The following is a 20,294-nucleotide window of genomic DNA, read 5'->3' as shown; positions in this document are numbered from 1 at the left end:
ATCCGATTCTTGCAGGAGAGAGCGTGCGCGAGCCCATGACGCCGACCGCCGCCGCCTGCCCGCCGTGACACTTCGCCCCCCTCCGTGAGCCGCAGGTCGCCCGTGCGCGCCGCCGCCTCACGTCTGCCTTTCATGACTTCCGGCCCTGCTTTGCGGGCCGCTCGCGGGGTGCCGTTCCGGTCCCCGCGCATCCTTCCCGCGCGCCCCGGCCTGCCGTAGGGGTGTGCCCGAGCACGACAGGTACGCATCTCCTTGTCTTCTGCTGCTGTGACTCCCGCCGCGCGGCTGCGTGGCCTCAAGCCCGACTGGATCAACAACCCCAAGGTCTGGCGCACCGAGATCCTGGCCGGCTTGGTCGTCGCCCTCGCCCTGATCCCCGAGGCGATCTCGTTCTCCATCATCGCGGGCGTCGATCCGGCGCTCGGCCTGTTCGCCTCGTTCACCATGGCCGTGACGATCTCGATCGTCGGCGGCCGGCGGGCGATGATCTCGGCCGCGACCGGCGCCGTGGCGCTCGTGATCGCGCCGCTGAACCGTGAGCACGGCCTGGGCTACCTGATCGCCGCCGTCATCCTCGCCGGTGTCATCCAGATCGCGCTCGGCGCGCTCGGGGTGGCGAAGCTGATGCGGTTCGTCCCGCGCTCGGTGATGATCGGCTTCGTCAACTCGCTGGCCATCCTGATCTTCATGGCCCAGGTGCCCGAGATGCACGATGTGCCGTGGGCGGTGTACCCGCTGATCATCGGCGGGCTGGCGCTGATGGTGTTCTTCCCGAAGGTCACCAAGGTGATCCCGGCCCCGCTCGTCTCGATCGTCATCCTGACCGTCATCACGGTCGCGGCCGGCATCGCGGTGCCCACCGTCGGCGACAAGGGCGAGCTGCCGTCCTCCCTGCCGGTGCCGGGCCTGCCGGACGTGCCGTTCACCATGGACACCCTGACGACGATCGCACCGTACGCGTTCGCGATGGCGCTGGTCGGCCTGATGGAGTCGCTGATGACCGCGAAGCTGGTCGACGACATCACCGACACCCCCTCCTCCAAGACCCGCGAGTCCATCGGCCAGGGCATCGCCAACATCGTGACCGGCTTCTTCGGCGGCATGGGCGGCTGCGCCATGATCGGCCAGACCATGATCAACGTGAAGGTCTCCGGCGCCCGCACCCGCCTGTCCACCTTCCTTGCGGGCTCGTTCCTGATGGTGCTCTGCATCGCCTTCGGCCCGGTCGTCTCCGACATCCCCATGGCCGCCCTCGTCGCCGTCATGGTCATGGTCTCGTTCGCGACCTTCGACTGGCACTCCATCGCCCCGAAGACGCTCAAGCGGATGCCCGCCGGCGAGATCACCGTCATGGTCGTCACCGTGGTCGCCGTGGTGGCCACCCACAACCTCGCCGTCGGCGTCGTCGTCGGCTCCATCACCGCCATGGTCATCTTCGCCAAGCGAGTCGCCCACCTCGTCCGCGTACACAGCGTCCTCGACCCCGACGGCACCACGGTCGTCTACCGGGTCACCGGCGAGCTGTTCTTCGCCTCCTCCAACGACCTCGTCGGCCAGTTCGACTACGCCGGCGACCCCGACAAGATCGTCATCGACCTTTCCGAGGCCCACGTCTGGGACGCCTCTTCCGTGGCCGCCCTGGACGCGATCGAGACCAAGTACGCCCAGCGCGGCAAGACCGTGGAAATCACCGGGCTGAACGACCTGAGCGCCGACCTCCATGGCAAGCTCACCGGCGAACTCGCCGGCAGCCACTGACCCCACCCCTGCGAAACCCAAGAGGACCCCGGCCCGCGGCAGGGGTCCTCTTGTCGTTCTCACAGGTCAAGCCGAGCCGCCTTCGACCCGTTCCGCCCCGCACCGCTGACCTACGCATGGACGAGAGACCGCAGGACTCCACAGAGTGACGGCAGACATCGCTTGCCAACAAGCGTGCTGATTTGCCAACTGTGCTGCGTCGTCACATAGGCGTCGTCCGGTCTCGGTCCCGTCCCGCACGCGGCCGCTGTCCACAGCCCCGCGCTCTGAGACTCGTTTCCGAAGCCGCCGCGATCGGCGGGGCGGCCCGTACGCAAGGAGAGCGTCATGCCCGAGACCACCGCCATCAAACCACTCGCCCCATGCGCCCGAACCGCGTCGCCGACGCGTTCACCTACATCCGGGCCGTGCACACCCACGACGTCGACACTGCCCGCGAATTCGCCGACGTCGGACCGCGGATGCCCGAGCTGCTCGTCGGCCCCGACGGCGGCACGGTCGTCTACTGGGTCACCGGCGAGCTGTTCTTCGTCTCTTCCAACGACCTCGTCGGCCGATTCGACTACGCGGGCGCCCCGAAGAGGGTCGTCATCGACCTCTCGGCCGCGCACATCTGGGACGCCTCCTTCATCGCGGCCCTGGACACGGTCGAGGTGAAGTACGCCCAGCGCGGCAAGGTCGACAAGATCACCGGCCTCAATACTCCCAACATCGCACTTCACGGCAAGCTGAGCGACGCGCTGATAGCTGGACACTGAAGACCCAGGCATGCCGGCGCACCGCGTCGACAAGCCGGACATTCGCCGGACCCGTCAGCGGACCGCCCGCAGGAACGCCCGCGTGCGCTCGTGCTCGGGTGCGTCGAGGAGCCGCTGCGGGGGCCCGGACTCCAGGACGCGGCCGTGGTCGAACATCATGATCCGGTCGGAGATGTCCCGTGCGAAGCCCATCTCGTGGGTCACGCACAGCATGGTGATGTCGGTGGTTCGGGCCACCTCGCGCAGGACGTCCAGCACCTCCGCCACAAGCTCCGGGTCGAGCGCTGATGTCACTTCGTCCAGAAGCAGGATCTCCGGACGCATCGCGAGCGCGCGGGCGATGGCGACCCGCTGTTGCTGTCCGCCGGAGAGCCGCGTGGGGTGGGCGTCGTGCTTGTCGGCGAGGCCGACGAGGTCGAGCAGGTCCCGGGCGCGGCGAGCGGCCTCGTCCTTGTCCAGGCCGAGGACGTGGACCGGGGCCTCTGTCACATTGGCTAGGACTGTCATGTGGGGGAAGAGATTGAACTGCTGGAAGACCATGCCGATGCGTCTGCGGCGCGGGGTGAGGTAGCGCTCGCTCGCCGGGACCAGTCGGCCGCCCGGACCGGTCGGCATGTGCGAGAACGGCTTTCCGTCCACGTGGATGACGCCGTCGGTGACCCGCTCCAGCGTCATAAGAAGTCGGAGGATGGTGGTCTTCCCGGAGCCGCTCGGTCCGATCAGCGTCACCCGCTCGCCGGGAGCGACCGTCAGATCGAGGCCGTCGAGGACGGTGTGATCGCCGAAGCGCTTCGTCACCCGCTCGAAGCGGATCATCTCGGGAGCGTCGCCGGGGTCGGCCACCGGTCGGCTGTCAGTGGGCAAGGTGTGCCTCCAGACGTCGTACGAGAAGGGAAGTGGGCCAGCTCGCGACCAGGAAGACGGCCGCGGCGAGGGTGAAGGACTCCAGATAGGCGAAGTGGGTGCTGCCGAAGGTGCTTGCCTCGTGGACCATCTCGTGCACGGTGATGACCGACAGGTACGGGGTTTCTTTGAACAGGGAGATCGCGTAGTTCCCCAGTGCGGGCAGGACGTTGCGCACGGCCTGCGGCAGGACCACGGCCCACCAGACCCGGCGGTGCGGCAGGGAGAGGGCCGTGCACGCCTCCCACTGGCCTTTCGGCACGGCGTCGATTCCCGCGCGGTAGACCTCCGAGAGGTACGTCGCGTAGTGCAGGCCCAGGACCGCGATGCCGAGCGGCAGCGCGTCGAGACCGGGGATGAGCACCCATGCGGCGAACAGCTGCACCATGACCGGGGTGGAGCGCACGAAGTGCGCCAGGAAACTCACCGGGAGGGTGATCCACCGGATGTCCGCGCGCTGGAGTAGCGCGATGACGAGTCCTGCCAGCACCGCGACGAGGAAGCCCAGGAGCGTGGCGAGGAGTGTGACACCGAAGCCCTCGAGTACGACGGGCAGCGCGGCGCGAGCCGCTTCCATGTCCCACATCATGCACCACCCTCTTGCCCGAGCCGCCCCTTCGCGGTGCGCTCCAGGGCGTTCATCCCGGTGCCCAGGAGGCTGGCCACGCCGAAGTACAGCAGGAGCAGCAGCAGATAGGCGGCGGCCGTGCCACCGGTCGCCGATCGCAGCTGGTCGATCTGGAAGGTGAGGTCGGTGACGGTCACCAGGGAGAGCAGCGGGGTGGCCTTGAGGAGCTGGATGAGCAGGTTCTTGAAGGGTGGGATCATCAGGACGTATGCCTGAGGGAGCAGGATCCGGCGCAGGCGCAGGGCCGGTCCCATGCCGAGGGCGATCGCCGCCTCGCGCTGGGCGCGGGGCACCGCGTTCACGGCGCCCCGCACGACCTCCGCGCCGTATGCGCCGTAGTTGAATCCGAAGGCGAGCACCCCGCAGGCCATCGGCTCCAGGCGGAAGCCGAGCATGGGCAGTGCGAAGTAGAGCCAGAAGAGCTGCACGTACAGCGATGTCCCGCGGAGGAACTCGACGGTCACCCGTGTGGCGCCCCGGACCAGCAGCCGCGAGGAGCGGGAGGCCAGGCCCAGGCTGAAGGCGAGCACGAGAGCGAGGGCAGCGCCCAGCACGGTGGCCTCCAGGGTGATAAGGAGGCCCTCGCCGACGTCGGGCAGCGCCCGGCCGAGTTCGGGCAGGAAGTCAGCCATGCCCACGTCCCATCACGCCGTGCACAGGTCGGCCGTGCGCAGGGTGCGCGGCGGCACTTCGCGTTCGGTGAAGCCGTACTTCCCGATGAGCCGCACATAGCGAGCGGGATCGGCGGTGATCTTTCTCAACTCCTGGTTGAAGGCGTCCCGGAGGCCGGTGGCGCCCGGCCGGAAGACGGCGCCGCCGGGGCTGTGCTGTTCGACGCCGTCGATGACGGGCACGAACGGCTCCAGCACCTCCACGGCCGCGCCTTCGTTGGTGCGGGCGAGCCAGCGCAGGGAGATGCCGGTGAGGGCGAAGGTGTCGATGCGGCCGGCGAGTAGGGCGTCCAGCCCGTCCTGCTGCTTCGCCAGCGCCTTCACCGAGCTGGCCGGCACCCCGGCGGCCTTGGCGTACGAGGTCTCCACGGCGGCCGTGAGCACGCCGACGGTGGCGCCCTTGGCCGCGCAGGACCTGAGGTCGGTCAGCCTCTTCGGGTTGCCCTTCGGGACCATGAGGGCGGTGGGGGAGACGAACTCGGGCTCGGAGAAGATCACCTTGGCGCAGCGTTCGGGGGTGATGGCCATGCCGGCGCTGACCACGTCGAACCGTCCGGCGAGGAGGCCGGGGATCAGAGCGCCGAACTCGGTCAGGGTGGGCTGCAGTTCGGCGATGCCGAGCGCGGTGAAGATCTCCCGGTGCAGCGTCGGTGCCTGGCCGGCGAGTTCGCCGCCGTCCTGGAAGCCGTACGGTGCCTCGCCGGCGAAGCCGATCCGGACGTGGCCCTGCTCGCGCAGCTTCGCCAGCAGGTCGGCGTCGTCGGCCGGGGTGCCGCTGCCGGTCTCCGTACGGCTGCACGCGGTAAGGAGCCCCGGGGCTGCGATTCCCGCGCCCAGGAGCGCGCCGCCGGTGAGGAAGAGGCGTCTGCGGGTGAGTGAGGGGGTCATGCCGTCCTTTCTCCGGTGTGGGTGGGAGCGATGTCAGCCGATGGGGGTGACGTCGCGTGCTGCGATGAAGGACGGACGCCGGACGGGTGCGGCGAAGGGCAGTTCGGGTGCGTTCTCGACGCTGTTGAAGACGAGGAAGACGTTGCTGCGCGGGTACGGGGTGATGTTGTCGCCCGAGCCGTGCAGGGCGTTGCAGTCGAACCAGACGGCGGAGCCGGCCTCGCCGGTGAAGTGCTCGATGCCGCACGCCTCGGCGAAGGCGGTGAGCGCCTTGGGCGAGGGGGTTCCGGCGTCCTGCATCTGCAGGGACCTCTTGTAGTTGTCCTTGGGTGTCGCGCCGGCGCAGCCGAGGAAGGTGCGGTGCGAGCCCGGCATGATCATGAGGCTGCCGTTGGTGGTGTAGTTCGGCGTCAGCGCGATCGAGACCGAGACGGTCCGCATGCGGGGCAGGCCGTCCTCGGCGTGCCAGGTCTCGAAGTCGGAGTGCCAGTAGAAGCCGCTGGCGCCGAAGCCGGGCTTGACGTTGATCCGGGATTGGTGGATGTAGACGTCGGAGCCGAGGATCTGCCGGGCGCGATCCACGAGGCGGGGGTCGGCGGCGAGCCGTGCGAACACCTCGCTGATCCGGTGGACCTCGAAGACGGAGCGGATCTCCTGGGAGCGCGGCTCGACGATCGCCCGTTCGTCGGCGCGTACGGTCGGATCGTCGACGAGGCGGTCCAGTTCGGCGCGGAGTTTCGTCACCTCCTCGGGGGTGACGAGGGCGTCGACGGCGAGGAAGCCGTTGCGCTCGTAGTCCTCCAGCTCACGGGGCCAGAACGGGCCGGGGGTGCCCGGCTCGGACCAGACGACGGGGTCCTTGCGGTCGACGAGGGCTTCCTCGGTGCCGCGAGTGGGGTAGGTGTCGAGGGGACGGGCGGGTGCGGAGGCCATGGATCTCTGCCTTTCCTGCTCTTCCGGTGCCTGCGGGGGTGGGGAGTGCCGTCGGGTCTCAAAGGGGGTCCGGCTCGGTGAGGAGCGGGTAGACGCCGTTTTCGTCGTGGTCTTCGCGGCCGGTGACTGGCGGATTGAAGACGCACAGGCAGCGGAACTCCTCCTTGACCTTGAGCGTGTGCCGCTCGTGGTCGTCGAGGAGGTACATCGTCCCGGGCGTGATGGTGTACGTCGTGCCGGTCTTGTGGTCGGTGAGCTCGGCCTCGCCGGCGGTGCAGACGACGGCCTCGACGTGGTTCGCGTACCACATCGTCGTCTCGGTCCCGGCGTAGAGGACGGTCTCGTGCAGGGAGAAGCCGACGCGTTCGCGTGCGAGGACGATGCGCTTGCTCTCCCAGGTGCCGGAGGCGGACCTCACGTGCCGCTCGGTGTTCTCCAGCTCGTCGAAGCTGCGGACGATCATGGGGGCGGTGCCTTTCCGTGGTGGGGCTTCAGGCGGTGTGGCGGACGGCGCGGGCGAGGATGCCGAGCCCCTCGTCGAGCTCGTCGTCGGAGGCGGTCAGCGGTGGCAGGAGCTTGATCACCTCGCTTCGGGGTCCCGAGGTCTCTATGAGGAGGCCGAGCTCGAACGCCCGGCGGCACACGGCCTCGGCCCGCCCCTCGTGTGCGAGCTCCAGACCCCAGACGAGGCCTCGCCCGCGGAAGGACATGCCCAGCCGTTCGTGACCGGCCGCCAGTTCGCGCAGGGCGGCCTCGACACGCCCGCCTGCCTGGAGGGTCCGGTCGCGCAGGGCCGAGTCGCGCCAGTACGTGTCGAGCGCGGCGGTGGCGGTGACGAAGGCCGGGTTGTTGCCGCGGAAGGTGCCGTTGTGCTCGCCGGGTTCCCACAGGTCCAGCTCCGGGCGGAACAGGGTGAGGGCCATGGGCATGCCGTAGCCGCTGATCGACTTGGACAGGGTGACGATGTCCGGAGTGATGCCCGCCTCCTCGAAGGAGAAGAAGTCGCCGGTCCGGCCGCAGCCCATCTGAATGTCGTCGACGATCAGGAGCATGTCCCGGCGGCGGCAAAGATCCGCGAGCCCGCGCAGCCATTCGGCGCGGGCGACGTTGACGCCGCCCTCGCCCTGGACCGTCTCGACGATCACGGCGGCCGGGTGGTCGAGGCCGGACCCGGAGTCCTCCAGGAGCCGTTCGAACCAGAGGAAGTCGGGAACCCGTCCGCCGAGGTAGTGGTCGTAGGGCATCTGGGTGGTGTGGGTCAACGGAACACCGGCGCCCGCGCGCTTGGTGGCGTTGCCGGTCAGGGCGAGGGAGCCCAGCGACATGCCGTGGAACGCGTTGGTGAAGGAGACCACCGTCTTGCGGCCGGTCACCTTGCGGGCGAGCTTCAGGGCCGCCTCGACCGCGTTGGTGCCGGTCGGGCCCGGGAACATCACCTTGTAGGGGAGGGCTCGGGGTTCGAGGACGGTCGAGCGGAACGTCTGCAGGAAGTCCCGCTTCGCGGTGGTCGACATGTCGAGTCCGTGGGTGACGCCGTCGGCTCCGAGGTAGTCGAGGAGAGGGCGTTTGAGGGCGGGGTTGTTGTGGCCGTAGTTGAGCGAGCCGGCGCCGGCGAAGAAGTCGAGGAAGGAGTGGCCGTGCTCGTCGTACAGCCGACTGCCGCTGGCCCGTGCGAAGACGGTGGGCCAGGCGCGGCAGTAGCTGCGGACCTCGGACTCGACGGTCTCGAAGACGCTGGGAACGGTGTCGATGATGGTCACGTCGTACTCCAGTGAGGGTGCGCGGGTGCGGGTGTCGACGGCGGTGATCCGACCGGTCGGCGGGCGGCTTCGGATCAGGCGGCCATGGGGCCGATGCGGTACAGCACTTCGGTCTGGTGCCCGGGTGGGGGAAAGTCCGTGGGGGCGAAGAGGACCTCGCACGCCACAGCGGCTCCGTGCCGGGCCGCGTAGGAGCGGAAGAGGTGCTCGGAAGGCGTGTTGCCCGGCGTGATCGTCGTCTCGACCCGGTCGAGGCGGCTCGCCTCGGCGACCCTGGCCGACAGGGTGTCGAGAAGGGCGGCTGCCAGGCCCAGTCCGCGGTGGGCGGCGTCGACGGCGACCTGCCAGACGAAGAGAGTGCCGGGCTCCTCGGGGCGCAGATAGCCCGTGACGAAGGCGACGGGTCGTCCCTCCGGATCCCGGGCCACCACGGAGGTGTCGGCGAAGTCCCGGCACCACAGCAGGTAGCTGTAGGGCGAGTTGAGATCCAGCACGTCGGAGTCCCGCGCGATGCGCCAGAGGTGTGGCCCGTCCGCCACGGTGGGGCTGTCGATGCGGCACTGCGCGGCATGCGTGTGTGCCAGGCTCGGGGTGCGGCCCGGCTCGGTACGAGCGGTGGTCATGGGCGCCGAAGTTACCGAGCACAGGGATGAAGTTCCTGGCCTTCCGATCTTCCGGAACGCCAGGTTCTGTGTTACGGGAACGCCGTCGGCGGGCGTGGTGAGGCGCACACGGTTCCATGAATGCGTGGGGCTAATCCGGTGATTAGCGAACAAATACATCGTTTATAACGACGCCATAACACCATTGCTCTGTGTCACGATCGCGTCGTGAGCGTTATCGGATCGTCTACCTTGCGGAGGTTTGAGGTAGGTGGCATAGGCAAGGAGTAGAGCCTTTGGACGCCTCCATGAAGCCCCCGCGGGGGTAAGGCGCGCAGTGGCCGGGCCTCCAGCCGGACGAAGGAGATGCGTTCCCCCGCCTCGTGAGAGGTGGACGCGGAGCCGTCGAACGCGAAGTCCGTGAAGCGGCGCAGCGTTCGTGCGGCGCGGGGGTGACAGCCGGCGTAGTCGTTCATGATCCGGCCACCCTCCACCGGTGTGGGAAACGTCGTGGTGACCGCGTGGTATCAACGGCCGAACTGGACCGTCGCGCAAGGAGTGCTGTGGAAGTTCCGCTACCACTGGACATCGGGACTGAAGTCGCCTGTGACGATCCAGGTGTCGCGGTCGCGGGCGACCATCTCCAGCTCCCTGCCCACCGACGAGCACGCGAAGGAGCGGGCGGGACGTGCCGCGGCCTGCCCGGCCCGGGCAGCGAACCCCCGGCGGCACCCGACTCACCGCGATCCGCCCGGCAACCTCCGGGGACCATACTCGCCCGGCCCGTACGGCGGCGCGGCACAGCCGAGCACGAGCAGCACCTCCTCGACGACGGCCGGCGGACGGTGGCGGACGGCGGTGGGCGCGGTCGGAACAGGGCCGTCGGACAGTGAGCAGTAACCTCTCCTCGACGCCGGACACCGCAGACCCTGCCAAGTGTGACTGGGGCAGGCACGGCGGTGCCCGTTCGGGCTTCTCCCCGCCGGCGTTCCCAGTCTGACGACGACGCGCTGAGAGAGTTATGCATCCGTGATTCGAGGGTTGCGTGTAGACGAGATTTGGGGGTATGTGAGCGCCTTTAGCCAGGTTGCTACAGGACAAGAGTGGCGGTACGGAGCCAGTGCACGAAGACGAGGATCAACCGCTGGTCAGCCGTCCCCTGCTGTTTGTTGTCGCCCTGGAGGGCGGGGAGCGGATCGCCGAAGCGCGGGATGAGACCCGCCGTTTCATGACCGAGGTGCAAGCCGTTCACGGTATCCCGGTGTCAGAGCGTGCAATGGGCCTGGCCCAGCTGGTAGTCAGCGAGCTGGTGACCAACGCGCACAAGTACGCATCCGGCCCATGCCTGCTGAATCTAAAGGTCGGCGACGGCACCGTGGAAATCAGCGTCTGGGACAGCGATCCGACCCTGCCAGTGCCCCGGGAAGCCGATCCGCACCGGGTCGGCAAGCACGGCCTGGAGATCGTGATGGCCGTGTGCCGCAGCTTCGAGATCCGCCGCGAGTCGGGGGGTAAGCGCGTTAAAGCTACGGTCGCATTGGACGACGGCGGACGGTGAATCCGAACGAGCTCGCGCCGTTACGGCCGGGCGTGCCGATCGCGGCCGGAGCTGACGACGGCGCGGCATGGCCGGGGGTGGACGTGACCAGACGCCGAGCGCGGCAACGGAGCGGCTGGCGGCCGGGCAGGGTGGTACACATCGGCGCCGGGCGGCCGGCAGTAGCCAGAGCTCCGGCAGCCCTCGGCACAGCGTGCTCGGTCCGTGCGCACACGTGCAGCCGTGCTCCTCGAAGTCCGGCCGCACCGGGATAGAACCGACGGTTTCGGTTCCTTGCCGGGAGAACGGCGTCTGAGCGTCCTCGCGGGCAGGGCTGCTCAGTCCGCCCGGGACTGGCCGTGATGGCTGTTGATCTTTGTGTTGTTGCCTTCCCCGCCAGGGGACGACGGCTGGCGCTGTGGCTTTTTGTCGTCGTCGGGGAGGCCGATCAGTTCTTCGACGTCGAAGATCCGTGCGATCGGTACGTCCGTGCTGCTGTGGGCGATGATCGAGAAGGCGATGGTGACGGCGATCAGGGTGAACGCTTCCTCGCCCCGAGGAATGCCGGCTTGGAGCACCAGCAGTCCATAGACCACCGAGGCGAATCCCTTGGGGCCGAACCAGGCCGCGGTGAGCTTCTCCTTGCGGTTGAAATCCGTGCCCGCCAAGGACAGCAGCAGAGAGGCCGGGCGGATGAGGGCGATGGACAAGACGGCCACCGCGTAACCGCCGACCGACAGCTCACCGAAGAGGTGCGGAGTGAGCAGCGCGCCGAAGACCAGCAGCGCCGCGAACTTGGCCAGCTCCGCCAGGGCTCCTCCCAACGGCTCGAAGGCATCCTTGGCCTCGGGTGCGAGTGCGGCGATGACCGCGCCCGCGGAGAAGGCGGCCAGGTAGGGGTTGGCGTGGGTGAGGTGGCAAGCCGCGTACAGGACGACGCCGACCGCCAGCGGCAGCAGGGGCTGGAGGTTGGGTTCCGCGCCCAGCAGCCGGAATTTGACCAGCCAGTGCACCAGCAGCGGCAGGGCCACGCCGAAGAGCAGCCCGAGGAGGAGTTCACCGGCGATCGGGCCGAAGCCGACGTCCTCGGCATGGCCGGGGGGTGCGGCGGCCGCGATGAGGACGAGGACGAACGGCAGCGCCAGGCCGTCGTTGACGCCGCTTTCGATGTTGAGCAGTTGCCGCAGCCGGGCGGGGACCTCCTTGCGGCCCACGATGGCCGAGGCGAACACCGGATCGGTGGGTGCCAGCACCGCGCCGACCAGGAAAGACGTCGTCCAGTCCAATCCGACGAAGAAGTGTGTCAGCAGCGCGACTCCGAGGAAGGCCAGCGGCATGCCCAGACCGAGCGCGCGGGCCGGGTTGCGCCAGGCTCGGCGCAGGGCGGGGAAGGAGACGTGCATGCCGTCGGTGAACAGCACCGCGAAAAGCGCCAGATCGGCGGTGACCCGGACGATGTCGCTGTCCGGGGTGATGTGGATCAGGCCGAGGAAGCCGTCGCTGACGAGCGCGCCGCCCGCCAGGAAGAGCAGGGAGGTCGACAGCACCGATCGGGCGGCCAGTCCGGACAGCAGCACAGCCACCAGCAGCGCCACTCCGAAGACGATGACGAGTACCACCAGACGTGCTCCCGCTGTCGATCAAATGCTGCCGACGCCGGCGCCGGACCGGCAGGCGCCTCTGCCTCTCCGCTTGGAGGGCTTGGGCCTGGTTACCGGTACCCCGCCAACGCGCCTGTCACCGCACGAGCCCGTGCGGACTTCCTGTGCCCGGTGCATCCGCGGTCGGTTTGGGCGGCGGCAGACGGTCGGCAGTCCGGCCTTGTCCACCGCTGCACCCGGAGCGTTGAAAATACAGGTGCCACCCTGGTTCTGCGGGGTCCATGGCTGTGATGCACCCGACCGGGGGCTCGATCAGGCTGTCTGCGGCTTCGGTCGCTGGCCGCGCCAGCGGTACCAGCAGAACCGAACGCCCTTGAGACAGAGGAACAGCAGCGCGAGCTGCACGACGCAGACCGCGGCTCCCAACGCACCGTTGGAGACGGCTCTCAGGACCGAGGCGGCAAGAGCACTGCCGCCCTCCCTTGTCGCGGCGGCCGCCACGCCGACCGGAATCGCCGCCTGGAGCAGTCCGGCGAGCAGCGCCAGCACAGCCAGCCCGGCGCCCGCTTGAAGGAGCAGGCCGATGACTCCTCGTTTCCTCGACCGTGTGTGCACAGGTGTCCTTTCTGCTCGCGCGTTCAGCCGCACATCCTGCCAGGCTGCATACGGCCGTCCCCGTAGGGGTCGGCCGGGCGCGACCTGGAACTATCAGGGCGAGGTCACCCCGTACCGCTTTCGGAGGCCCTCGCCCGCCGGCCCGCTGTGCGGTAGGCCTTCAGCCCGGATGTGGTGGTGACGCCGTGTACCACGGTGCTGGCGGCGATGACCAGCGTCCCGGCAGCCAGTACCCGCGGATCGGCGCTGAGCCGGTGTGCCTCCATCGTCAGGTAGAACAGAGCTGAGACGCCGATGGGCCCGAACCAGCCCAGGAAGAGCGCATCACGCCACGTCAAGGCCAGCGGGCGCTTCAGGGCCAGCACGACCGGCAGGCGGCGCAGCAGCAGCACGCCCAAAACCAGCAGCAGCCCGCGCCACCACCCCAGGTCTGCCCACGCCTGCCAGGGGACCATGGCGCCGAACACCACGAACAGCGGCAGGACGGCGAACCGGTTGATCGCCTCGTCGATCTTGTTCTCGGTCGTTCGTTCGTCGATCGAGCCGGCCGCGTTGAAGACCAGACCGGCGACGAAGACGGCCAGCACACCGTCGACGCGCAGCAGCCCGGACAGGCCCAGCACCAGCAGGGCGAGCATCAGGGTGTAGAGGAGCAGCGGGCCCGGCTGCATAGTGCGGTGGTTCTCGGCGGCCCGCAGCACTGTGCCGCCCAGCCAGCCGGTCGCCGCTCCCAGCAGCGTGGCGCCCGCAACCTGCCAGAGGGACTCCAACACCGCCTCGCCACCGCTCAGGGGTCCGGCGATCGCGATCGCGGCGAGCACCAGGGGCAGGGCGAGGCCGTCATTGGCCCCCGACTCCAGGGAAAGCAGTTGCCGGGTGCGCGCCGCGACGGTCTTCTCGGCGGGCTCACCGGTGACGACGCTGGAGGCCAGTACCGGGTCCGTGGGACACAGGGCCGCGCCCAACAATGCCGCCGCGCCCAACCCGACGCCGAGAGCGGCGGCTGACACCACCGTGGTCACCAGCGTCATCCCGGCCATCGCGAGGATCAGCAGGAGCATCACGGGTTTGACTTGCGCCCGCACATCGCAGAACCGGTAACGCAAGGCCACAGCCATCACCGAGACGGCCAGGAGCAGGCGGGAGGCCTCGTGCAGCTCCTTGTGCCCGTCTACCACGGTGGGCAGATCGATGACGCCGAGCCCTGCGGGGCCCAGGACGACTCCAGTCAGCAGGGCCAAAAGGGGAGCGGTCAGCGGGGCCCGCTGGATGCACTTCGAGAGCGCGGCCACCACCAGGGCCAGGACACCAACGGTGGTCAGTAGAACATCCAGCATGTATCTGCGAGTGCCCCACCTCGATCACGGCGTACCTTTGTTGGCCGCACCGGCACCCGAACGGCCCTGGCGCGAAACGTTCCGCCTCCCGGACACCGCAAGGCGAAGCCACGTCCCGCTTCCCGTACTCTTCCTCCGCAGGCCGGTGTCGGACCGAGCATGCCACCTGACCGGTTGGCAGTTCCCGGAGCGGCCCGGACCCGGCTCGTCCAAAGGAGGCGGGCAGGCCGGCACAGCCCCTGATAGCCGATGCGGGTTTCTTCCCGCGCTTCATTCTCCCTTCGCCTGCCCGGCTGCTCGCGGAGCCGGCCTGCGGACGTCCTGAAGAGAGCTGCCGGAGCCGGTCTGAGACCGGCTGAGGACACTGAAGCTGCCGTCGGTCTCCAGTACCACCGCGGTGACGTCCTCGACCGCACCGATCCCCTGCGAGCGAATCGCCTGGCGCACCTCACTCTCGGTGACCCGCTGTCGAGCCATCGCATCGGTGAGCATGCGACCGTCCTTCAGCAGCAACGTCGGTTCCGCCTTGATCAGCCGCCGAAATCCGCGTGAGTGAACGGCAGACTTGGCATTGATGAACTGCAGGACCACCAGCAGCGCCAGAGCGAGAGCTCCCTCGGCCAGGGACACACTGCGGTTGAGGAGGATGGTGGCCAGAGTCGAACCCAAAGCCACAGTGACCACCAGGTCGAAGGCGTTCATCTTCGCCAGGGTCCGCTTGCCCGACAACCGCACCACCACGATCAGTGCCGCATAGGCACATACAGCCATGACCGCCACGCGAAGCATGTCGTACCAGGAGTCGTAGAACATCCCCTACATCTACCCGACGAAGCGAAGGCCGGACCTGTCAGCCACACCGGCGGTGTACCCCCGCTCAGTTTGTGCTGCTTTCATCAGGACCATGGGGATGCCGGTCCCGGTTGCGGCAGTGCGGGGGCGCACGGAGGGACGGGGATCGTACGGTGTCAGCGATAGCGGAGCAGCAACATCGCGGCGTCGTCGTGCAGCGGGCCTCTGGCGTGCTGCAGCAGGTCCTGACGCAAGGTTTCCAGCGCTGCTTCTGGGTCGCGTTCGTTGAGCAGGTGGGCGCGGTCTGCGAGGGGATAGAAGCGGCCCTCGGCGTCACGCGCTTCGGTGACGCCGTCGGTGTAGAGCAAGAGCTGGTCGCCGGGAAGGAAGTCGATGCAGAACGGCTCCGGGTGGTCCAGGTGAGCACTCAGGCCGAGGGGGAGCGCATGGCAAGGGGGGTCGGCCCAGGACGTGGTGCCGTCGGCACGGATCAGCAGGGGCGCCGGATGACCGAAGTTGAGGAAGACGACCTGTTCCGCCTTCACCTCGGCGAGGATGGCGGTGACGAACTTCTCCCCTTCCAGATCCCGCTCGACGGCCCGCTCCAGTCGGCAACCCACCTCTGCCAGGCTTGTCTCCTCCGGAGCCGCTTCGCGGAAAGCCCCAAGGACCACGGCCGCGGTCTCCACCGCCTCCAACCCTTTGCCCTGGACATCACCAACGATCACCCGCACACCATTGGGCGAAATGACCACTTCGTAGAGATCACCGCCGATGCGCGCCTCGGTCACGGCGGACATGTAGGACACCGCCGCACGTACACGCCCCGCGAGCCGCGGAACGGGCTTGAGCAGCACTCGCTGAGCGGCCTCGGCGATGGAACGCACGCTGGCCAGTTCCGCCTCGCGTTGCTGACGCATGGATACGGCCACGAGGCCTGCTGCGGTGACACCGGCAACGGAAGCGATGCTCATGAAACCGCGAACAGCGCCGAGTAGGCCGTTGTACCAGCCGAGAGCGACACACAGCAGGAGCGCGACCCCACCGACGCAAGCGGTACGCCGCCAGCTACCAATGAGCGGAGCGAAGGCAGGCCCCAGCGCCACCAGCGGCAAGAAACCCACTGCGGGACCGGCAGCGACGTCGGCCACCGCAACCGCCGCCATCATGGCGAAGGGCAGTGCCGACAGCACGGCGTGACGACGGCTCCCCGCTTCCATTCAGCCCTCTCCTCGCCCGGACACGGCCTGGACCAGACCGGCACGGTTCCAGCCCGGCAGATAAGATCCATAATGGCAGACCCCCGCATCCACCATCCGAGGGGTAAACGCGGCACACCGATCTCCACGCCGTACCGGCCGCCCCACGCTTCCCGGACCTGGCGTCCGACCACTTCGGCCACTGCCACGCTGCGATGCCTGCCCTCCCTGACACGCGGTCGTGAGCCGGACCAGCCAGCCCACCGGCACCTCCTCGGCCAAAGCACACAGCTGGACGGTGGTCCGGTTGATCAGCGTCAAGGCGCTGCGGGCATGCAGGACGCGGGCGTAGCCCCTGGGGTCCAGGCCGGTGAGGTAGCACATCTCGAGGTTGTCGGCCGGTTTGCGCAAGGCTCGACGGAGATCGAGGTAGAGGCTGTCGGTGACCAAGGCACGGGCACCGTCGTGACGGAAACCGATCGAGCCGATGACAGCGGCGACGGAACCTCAGGCCAACGCCTTCGTCAGCGATGAATTAGGCTTGTGGAACGGGTGGCGAGAGCCAGTGACGACCGCGCTGATGGGCCCGTGGGCGGCGCCGCTGCTCAGTGGCGGCAGCCTCGCGCCCTCAGCTCTGGAACACCTCCAAGCCGAGGCGAAGGAGATCCACCGGCAACTGACCCCGATCTGGCAGCGCAAGATCAACCGCGCGCGGCTGTGGAGCCTGGACCAGATCTTCGGCGATGGCCTGACCACGTACGACGTCGTCGCCAGCGGCCCGGACCCGTACGAGCTCCTGACCGGCACCCTGTCCGACGAACCTCGCATCGCTGCGGTCCTCGCCCAACTCACCCCGGTCGAACGCGCAGTCGCAATGACCTGGGCCAACACGCGCGCCGCCATCTGGGCCGAGGCCGCAGCCATCGTCACCGAGCTGGACACGCCCCTGGTCGCCGGCCTCGACCCGGCCGCCCTGGGCACGCGGGTGCGCCGCAAGCTCCAGCGCTTCGGCAGTCGGTACGCCGAGCATGCCGCTGCGGCCGCTGCCCGGCGGCAGGAGCAGGCATGACCTTGACCGCCCTGCTCTTGATCACGCTGCTGTTTGTGGTGACCCTGCTTGTTGGCGAAGGGGTCCTGGCCCTGCTGCTGCACCGACCCACCTGGGCCACCGCCGCCACCGCTGCGCTCGCCGCCATGATGCTCATGGCCACCGTCGTCGGCGTGCTCGTCGCCGTCACCCGCAGCTGAGCTCACCTGGGCGGCACGCGCGGGCGTGCCGCCCAGGCGAATCTGCCACACCTTCGCGCCGGGTACCCCCGGCGCTATCCAAGGCGATGACTCTGGACAGCGACCGCGAACGCTCAGACCAGCCAGGTGGAGCGCTCACTGGCCAACCGTGACGCTCAGTCACAGCAGCGGGAACGCTTACCCGTCGCTCGTCCGGACCTGTGCCCCGTGCGCGTTTCGCTCATACGTGCGGCGTGCGTTCTTTTTGATCTTCCGCTCTACCTCTGAGGCGAGGTCTACGCCGTTCATCTCGGCCAGGGCTGTCAGGTAGAGGAAGACGTCGGCCAGCTCTTCTCCGAGGTCGGGCAGGCCCTTGCGCCAGGCGGTGAAGGCTTCGCCGACCTCGGCGGTGAGGAGACCGAACTCCAACGCCACATCCGTGGTGTTGAACCCCTTGATGGTCTTGTTCTCCCAGGCGAGCTTCTGGGCCGATCCGATGTCCACGGCTTCTCCGGCGGTGGTGCGGCAGGTGCTCTCGCAGCCTAGCGGGAGCTGTGCGACGGCGTGCCGGGTTCGGCGAGCCGTCGCCCTCACCGGTCACGTCACCGTGGATCGCCTCCAGAACGCGGTGAACCCGTTCCTCACCGACCCCGTACGGCAGCCTGAGCCCGATTGATGAAGTGGAGGAGGGTGGTGGTGGAGGTGAGGTCGGAAAGGACGTGCTGTGCTCCCGCGGAGCGGAGCTGTTCGGCGGTGGTGGTGCCTGATGCGACCCCGATGACCCTGGCGCCACCTTCCAGGCCGGTGCGCACGTCTTCCAGCGAGTCACCCACGATCACTGTGTTGTCGCGGTGGAAACGGCCTCCGTGCTTGGCGGCTGCCCGGTCTTGGGCGATGCGCACGAGAGCTGGGCGGTGGAGGTTGTCGGACGCGTAGCCGCCGATGGTGGTGTCGAGGTAGCCGATGAGGCCCAGCTCGGACAGCTTGGTCTCGGCGCTGCCGCGCAGGTTTCCGGTGACGACGGTCGGGATCAGGTCTTCCGCCTGCTGGACCGCGGCGAGCGCGTCCACGGCTCCGGGCATGACGACCCCGTCACGGACCAGCAGCTCGCGGTGTCCGGCGAGGCGTTCGGGGAGCTCGGCGACGATGCGGGCTGCGAGCGCCTCCACGTCCTGTTCGGGAACCTGGTTGACGCGCAGGAGTTCACGGACGGCCAGGGGCATGGTGACCCCGGTGCCACGGGCGGGCAGGGCTGTCGGGGGACGGCCGACGACGCTGGTGAATGCCTCCCGGTAGACGCGGCGGTCGATATCGCCGGTGTAGACGAGGGTGCGGTCGATGTCCCACAGGACCAGGATCATGCGGCACGCTCGCTCATGACGGCCTGACCACGTTCCAGGAGGTCCCGGGCGGGTGCCGCCGATGAGTAGCGGCGGGCTTCGGTGAGCATCGCGTCCAGGTTGTCGTCCAGCCGTGCGGAGCGGACTCCGTCGACGAGAGCGAGGACCTCGTGTCCGGTGGCGGATCCGGCCTCGACGTCGCCGGCGCGCATCTGGGCGGTGGCGGCGCGGGAGAGGAACTGGGCGCGGGTGCGGATCTCGTCCGGGCTGAAGGCGTTGCGGGCGTCGGCGAACGCCTGGGCGGCCTGGTCGGGGCGGCCGAGGTCGAGCAGGCAGCTGCCGGTCTGGCCCATGATCTCTCCGAGGTTGATCCAGTACAGCCAGTGCGGGTCGTCTTCTCCGCGTCCGCGGGCGCACAGGGCCTGTGCCTCTTCCAGGGCGGTGAGGGCCTGGCGGTCTTCGCGTAGGCGGGCGTGCCCGCGGGCCTGGCGGGTGAGGAGCATGGCGTGCAGGGCGGGCGCGTCCTGGTCGGTGATGATCTGGCGGGCGGTGCGCGTGGCGGTGATCGCGTCGCGGGGGTCGCCGGCGGAGTAGCCGTGGATGGCGATGAAGGACAGCGCCCCGGCCCGCAGCCTGCTGTCGCCGCTGGCGTGGGCAGCGCGCAGGGCTCCGAGGAGGAGGTTGTGGGCGGCGGTGTGGGCGCCGCTGTCGAAGTGGTACCAGCCGGTCTGGATCGCGGTGTCCGCGGTCACCGCCGCGAGGCGTCGGCCGGTCGCCTCGTCGAAGTCTCCTTCTTTCAGGAGCCGGAGGAGGACCTTCAGGTGCGCTGTGGCGGCTCGGGCGAGGTTGCCGCTGCCGTGGCTGGCGTCGGCCTGGCGCAGGGCGTCGGTGGTGGACTGCAGGCTGGTGAGGAGCTGGTCGGAGACGCTGATTCCGTTCCGGGCGGTGGCGGCGACGGCCTCAGGAGGGGCGACGGCTGCTTGCAGGATGTACTGCGTGAGGCCGGCCCCGCCCAGCGCGGCGATCAGGCTGCGGCGGTTCAATCCGTTCATGGCTCCTCCGACGGCTGCTTCCAGTGAAGTCACCATACGAGCCGCCGTCCACGGCAGAGCCGGATCGATGGCCTCGACAAGCCGCTGCGATTCGGCCTGCGCGAAGGGGGCGAGGAGGAGGTGGCGCAGGTCGGCTGGAAGCCCGAGTCCGGTCAGGAGATCGATGATCGTCTCGCGGCCGTTGACCTGTTTGAGGCCGCGCTCCAGGTCCGAGATGAAGCCCTGGGTCAGTCCGGTCAGCTCCCGTACGGCCTTCTGTGAGAGCCCGGAGCGGCGGCGGACCAGTCGTACGACCGTTCCGAAATCCCAGGCGGCAAGGGCCCGGTGCACTTCCTCATCGCGCCAGGCCCGGTCCGGGATCGTCGGTGTCGCATCGGACCGGACGCAGGCGGAGCAGCGGGTGTCGGGGTTGTACCGGCTGATCGGCAGCCCGCACCTCACGCACGTGCGCCCTGGCCCCCCTGGCATGTTCACCTCGGCTTTCCTTGCCACGTTCCAGCTCCCCCCGGCTATGAGACCAGGCTAGGTGGAGATCGATATCGCTGCAGCGATATCGCCGCAGCGATGCCCTCGAAGTCGGCACGCCTCCAGACTCATGGCACTGACAGGCACTCACCGCCGAACTGCGCTGGTGACAGGCCGTTTTGATCTGCCAGCCCAGGGAGGAGACGCCCGATGGGAACAGGATGCCCG

Annotated in this window: 20 protein-coding genes and 1 pseudogene; 5 read left to right on the top strand and 16 right to left on the bottom strand. The window is 68.8% G+C overall.

The genetic code is table 11. From position 1 onward, the window contains the following. Positions 1 to 267: 267 nt before the first annotated feature. Together RND61_RS23815 and RND61_RS23810 are read left to right on the top strand one after the other, a co-directional pair. A complete protein-coding gene (locus RND61_RS23815) occupies positions 268 to 1,758 on the top strand; it encodes a SulP family inorganic anion transporter (protein ID WP_391653999.1) in 1,491 nt (496 codons plus the stop codon). 482 nt (positions 1,759 to 2,240) lie between these two features. Next, positions 2,241 to 2,516 (top strand): annotated as a pseudogene (locus tag RND61_RS23810) (STAS domain-containing protein); the annotation flags it as partial. A 54-nt stretch (positions 2,517 to 2,570) separates the two neighbouring features. Here RND61_RS23810 and ehuA read toward each other — a convergent pair. The 8 genes from ehuA to ectA form a co-directional block, all read right to left on the bottom strand. After that, entirely contained in the window at positions 2,571 to 3,332 is a 762-nt protein-coding gene (ehuA, locus tag RND61_RS23805; protein ID WP_315880134.1) for an ectoine/hydroxyectoine ABC transporter ATP-binding protein EhuA, read from the bottom strand. 37 nt (positions 3,333 to 3,369) lie between these two features. Then, positions 3,370 to 4,005, bottom strand: a complete 636-nt coding sequence (gene ehuD / locus RND61_RS23800) for an ectoine/hydroxyectoine ABC transporter permease subunit EhuD (RefSeq protein ID WP_315880133.1) — start codon at positions 4,003 to 4,005, stop codon at positions 3,370 to 3,372. After that, the gene (gene ehuC, locus RND61_RS23795; RefSeq protein ID WP_315880105.1) at positions 4,005 to 4,679 is read right to left on the bottom strand and encodes an ectoine/hydroxyectoine ABC transporter permease subunit EhuC; all 675 of its coding nucleotides are present in this window, start codon (positions 4,677 to 4,679) and stop codon (positions 4,005 to 4,007) included. The genes ehuD and ehuC overlap by 1 nt, the downstream gene beginning before the upstream one ends. A gap of 12 nt (positions 4,680 to 4,691) precedes the next feature. Further along, on the bottom strand, positions 4,692 to 5,606 hold the full coding sequence (ehuB, locus tag RND61_RS23790) for an ectoine/hydroxyectoine ABC transporter substrate-binding protein EhuB (RefSeq protein WP_315880104.1): 915 nt from the start codon (positions 5,604 to 5,606) through the stop codon (positions 4,692 to 4,694). A 33-nt stretch (positions 5,607 to 5,639) separates the two neighbouring features. Continuing rightward, positions 5,640 to 6,539, bottom strand: a complete 900-nt coding sequence (thpD, locus tag RND61_RS23785; protein WP_315880103.1) for an ectoine hydroxylase — start codon at positions 6,537 to 6,539, stop codon at positions 5,640 to 5,642. Positions 6,540 to 6,597: 58 nt separating this feature from the next. Continuing rightward, the gene (locus RND61_RS23780; RefSeq protein ID WP_315880102.1) at positions 6,598 to 7,002 is read right to left on the bottom strand and encodes an ectoine synthase; all 405 of its coding nucleotides are present in this window, start codon (positions 7,000 to 7,002) and stop codon (positions 6,598 to 6,600) included. A 28-nt stretch (positions 7,003 to 7,030) separates the two neighbouring features. Next, entirely contained in the window at positions 7,031 to 8,299 is a 1,269-nt protein-coding gene (gene ectB, locus RND61_RS23775; protein WP_315880101.1) for a diaminobutyrate--2-oxoglutarate transaminase, read from the bottom strand. Between the two features lie 74 nt (positions 8,300 to 8,373). Then, entirely contained in the window at positions 8,374 to 8,922 is a 549-nt protein-coding gene (ectA, locus tag RND61_RS23770) for a diaminobutyrate acetyltransferase (RefSeq protein WP_315880100.1), read from the bottom strand. 1,099 nt (positions 8,923 to 10,021) lie between these two features. Here ectA and RND61_RS23765 point away from each other — a divergent pair. Continuing rightward, complete coding sequence (locus tag RND61_RS23765; RefSeq protein WP_315880099.1) at positions 10,022 to 10,459, top strand: ATP-binding protein; 438 nt, start codon at positions 10,022 to 10,024, stop codon at positions 10,457 to 10,459. Positions 10,460 to 10,776: 317 nt separating this feature from the next. On the opposite strand, the gene RND61_RS23760 is transcribed toward RND61_RS23765, so the two are convergent. The 5 genes from RND61_RS23760 to RND61_RS23740 all read right to left on the bottom strand — a co-directional run bounded on the left by RND61_RS23760 (position 10,777) and on the right by RND61_RS23740 (position 16,003). Further along, positions 10,777 to 12,057: a cation:proton antiporter gene (locus RND61_RS23760; RefSeq protein ID WP_315880098.1), complete on the bottom strand. Its 1,281-nt coding sequence runs from the start codon at positions 12,055 to 12,057 to the stop codon at positions 10,777 to 10,779. 294 nt (positions 12,058 to 12,351) lie between these two features. Beyond that, on the bottom strand, positions 12,352 to 12,588 hold the full coding sequence (locus RND61_RS23755) for a hypothetical protein (protein WP_315880097.1): 237 nt from the start codon (positions 12,586 to 12,588) through the stop codon (positions 12,352 to 12,354). 170 nt (positions 12,589 to 12,758) lie between these two features. Beyond that, positions 12,759 to 13,991 (bottom strand): cation:proton antiporter domain-containing protein, encoded by a 1,233-nt coding sequence (locus RND61_RS23750; protein WP_315880096.1) that lies wholly within the window; start codon positions 13,989 to 13,991, stop codon positions 12,759 to 12,761. 270 nt (positions 13,992 to 14,261) lie between these two features. Next, entirely contained in the window at positions 14,262 to 14,804 is a 543-nt protein-coding gene (locus RND61_RS23745; protein WP_315880095.1) for a DUF421 domain-containing protein, read from the bottom strand. A gap of 155 nt (positions 14,805 to 14,959) precedes the next feature. Further along, positions 14,960 to 16,003 carry a PP2C family protein-serine/threonine phosphatase gene (locus tag RND61_RS23740; RefSeq protein WP_315880094.1) on the bottom strand — a complete coding sequence of 348 codons (1,044 nt, stop codon included), beginning with the start codon at positions 16,001 to 16,003 and terminating at the stop codon, positions 14,960 to 14,962. A 544-nt stretch (positions 16,004 to 16,547) separates the two neighbouring features. Here RND61_RS23740 and RND61_RS23735 point away from each other — a divergent pair. Further along, positions 16,548 to 17,051: a hypothetical protein gene (locus tag RND61_RS23735; protein ID WP_315880093.1), complete on the top strand. Its 504-nt coding sequence runs from the start codon at positions 16,548 to 16,550 to the stop codon at positions 17,049 to 17,051. After that, positions 17,048 to 17,230, top strand: coding sequence for a hypothetical protein (locus RND61_RS23730; RefSeq protein WP_315880092.1), 183 nt, complete (start codon positions 17,048 to 17,050; stop codon positions 17,228 to 17,230). Before RND61_RS23735 ends, RND61_RS23730 begins: the two co-directional genes overlap by 4 nt. Before the next feature lie 177 nt (positions 17,231 to 17,407). On the opposite strand, the gene RND61_RS23725 is transcribed toward RND61_RS23730, so the two are convergent. The 3 genes from RND61_RS23725 to RND61_RS23715 form a co-directional block, all read right to left on the bottom strand. Continuing rightward, entirely contained in the window at positions 17,408 to 17,713 is a 306-nt protein-coding gene (locus RND61_RS23725; protein ID WP_315880091.1) for a MazG-like family protein, read from the bottom strand. Positions 17,714 to 17,850: 137 nt separating this feature from the next. After that, positions 17,851 to 18,570, bottom strand: a complete 720-nt coding sequence (locus RND61_RS23720; RefSeq protein WP_315880090.1) for an HAD family hydrolase — start codon at positions 18,568 to 18,570, stop codon at positions 17,851 to 17,853. Next, positions 18,567 to 20,069: a helix-turn-helix domain-containing protein gene (locus tag RND61_RS23715; protein WP_315880089.1), complete on the bottom strand. Its 1,503-nt coding sequence runs from the start codon at positions 20,067 to 20,069 to the stop codon at positions 18,567 to 18,569. The genes RND61_RS23720 and RND61_RS23715 overlap by 4 nt, the downstream gene beginning before the upstream one ends. Positions 20,070 to 20,294: the final 225 nt, after the last annotated feature.

This window comes from Streptomyces tamarix (assembly GCF_032423885.1).
In the GTDB taxonomy this organism is placed as follows: Bacteria; Actinomycetota; Actinomycetes; order Streptomycetales; family Streptomycetaceae; genus Streptomyces; species Streptomyces tamarix.
The sequence above is the reverse complement of the archived record's forward strand: the minus strand, read 5'-3'. Positions and strand labels throughout refer to the sequence as shown.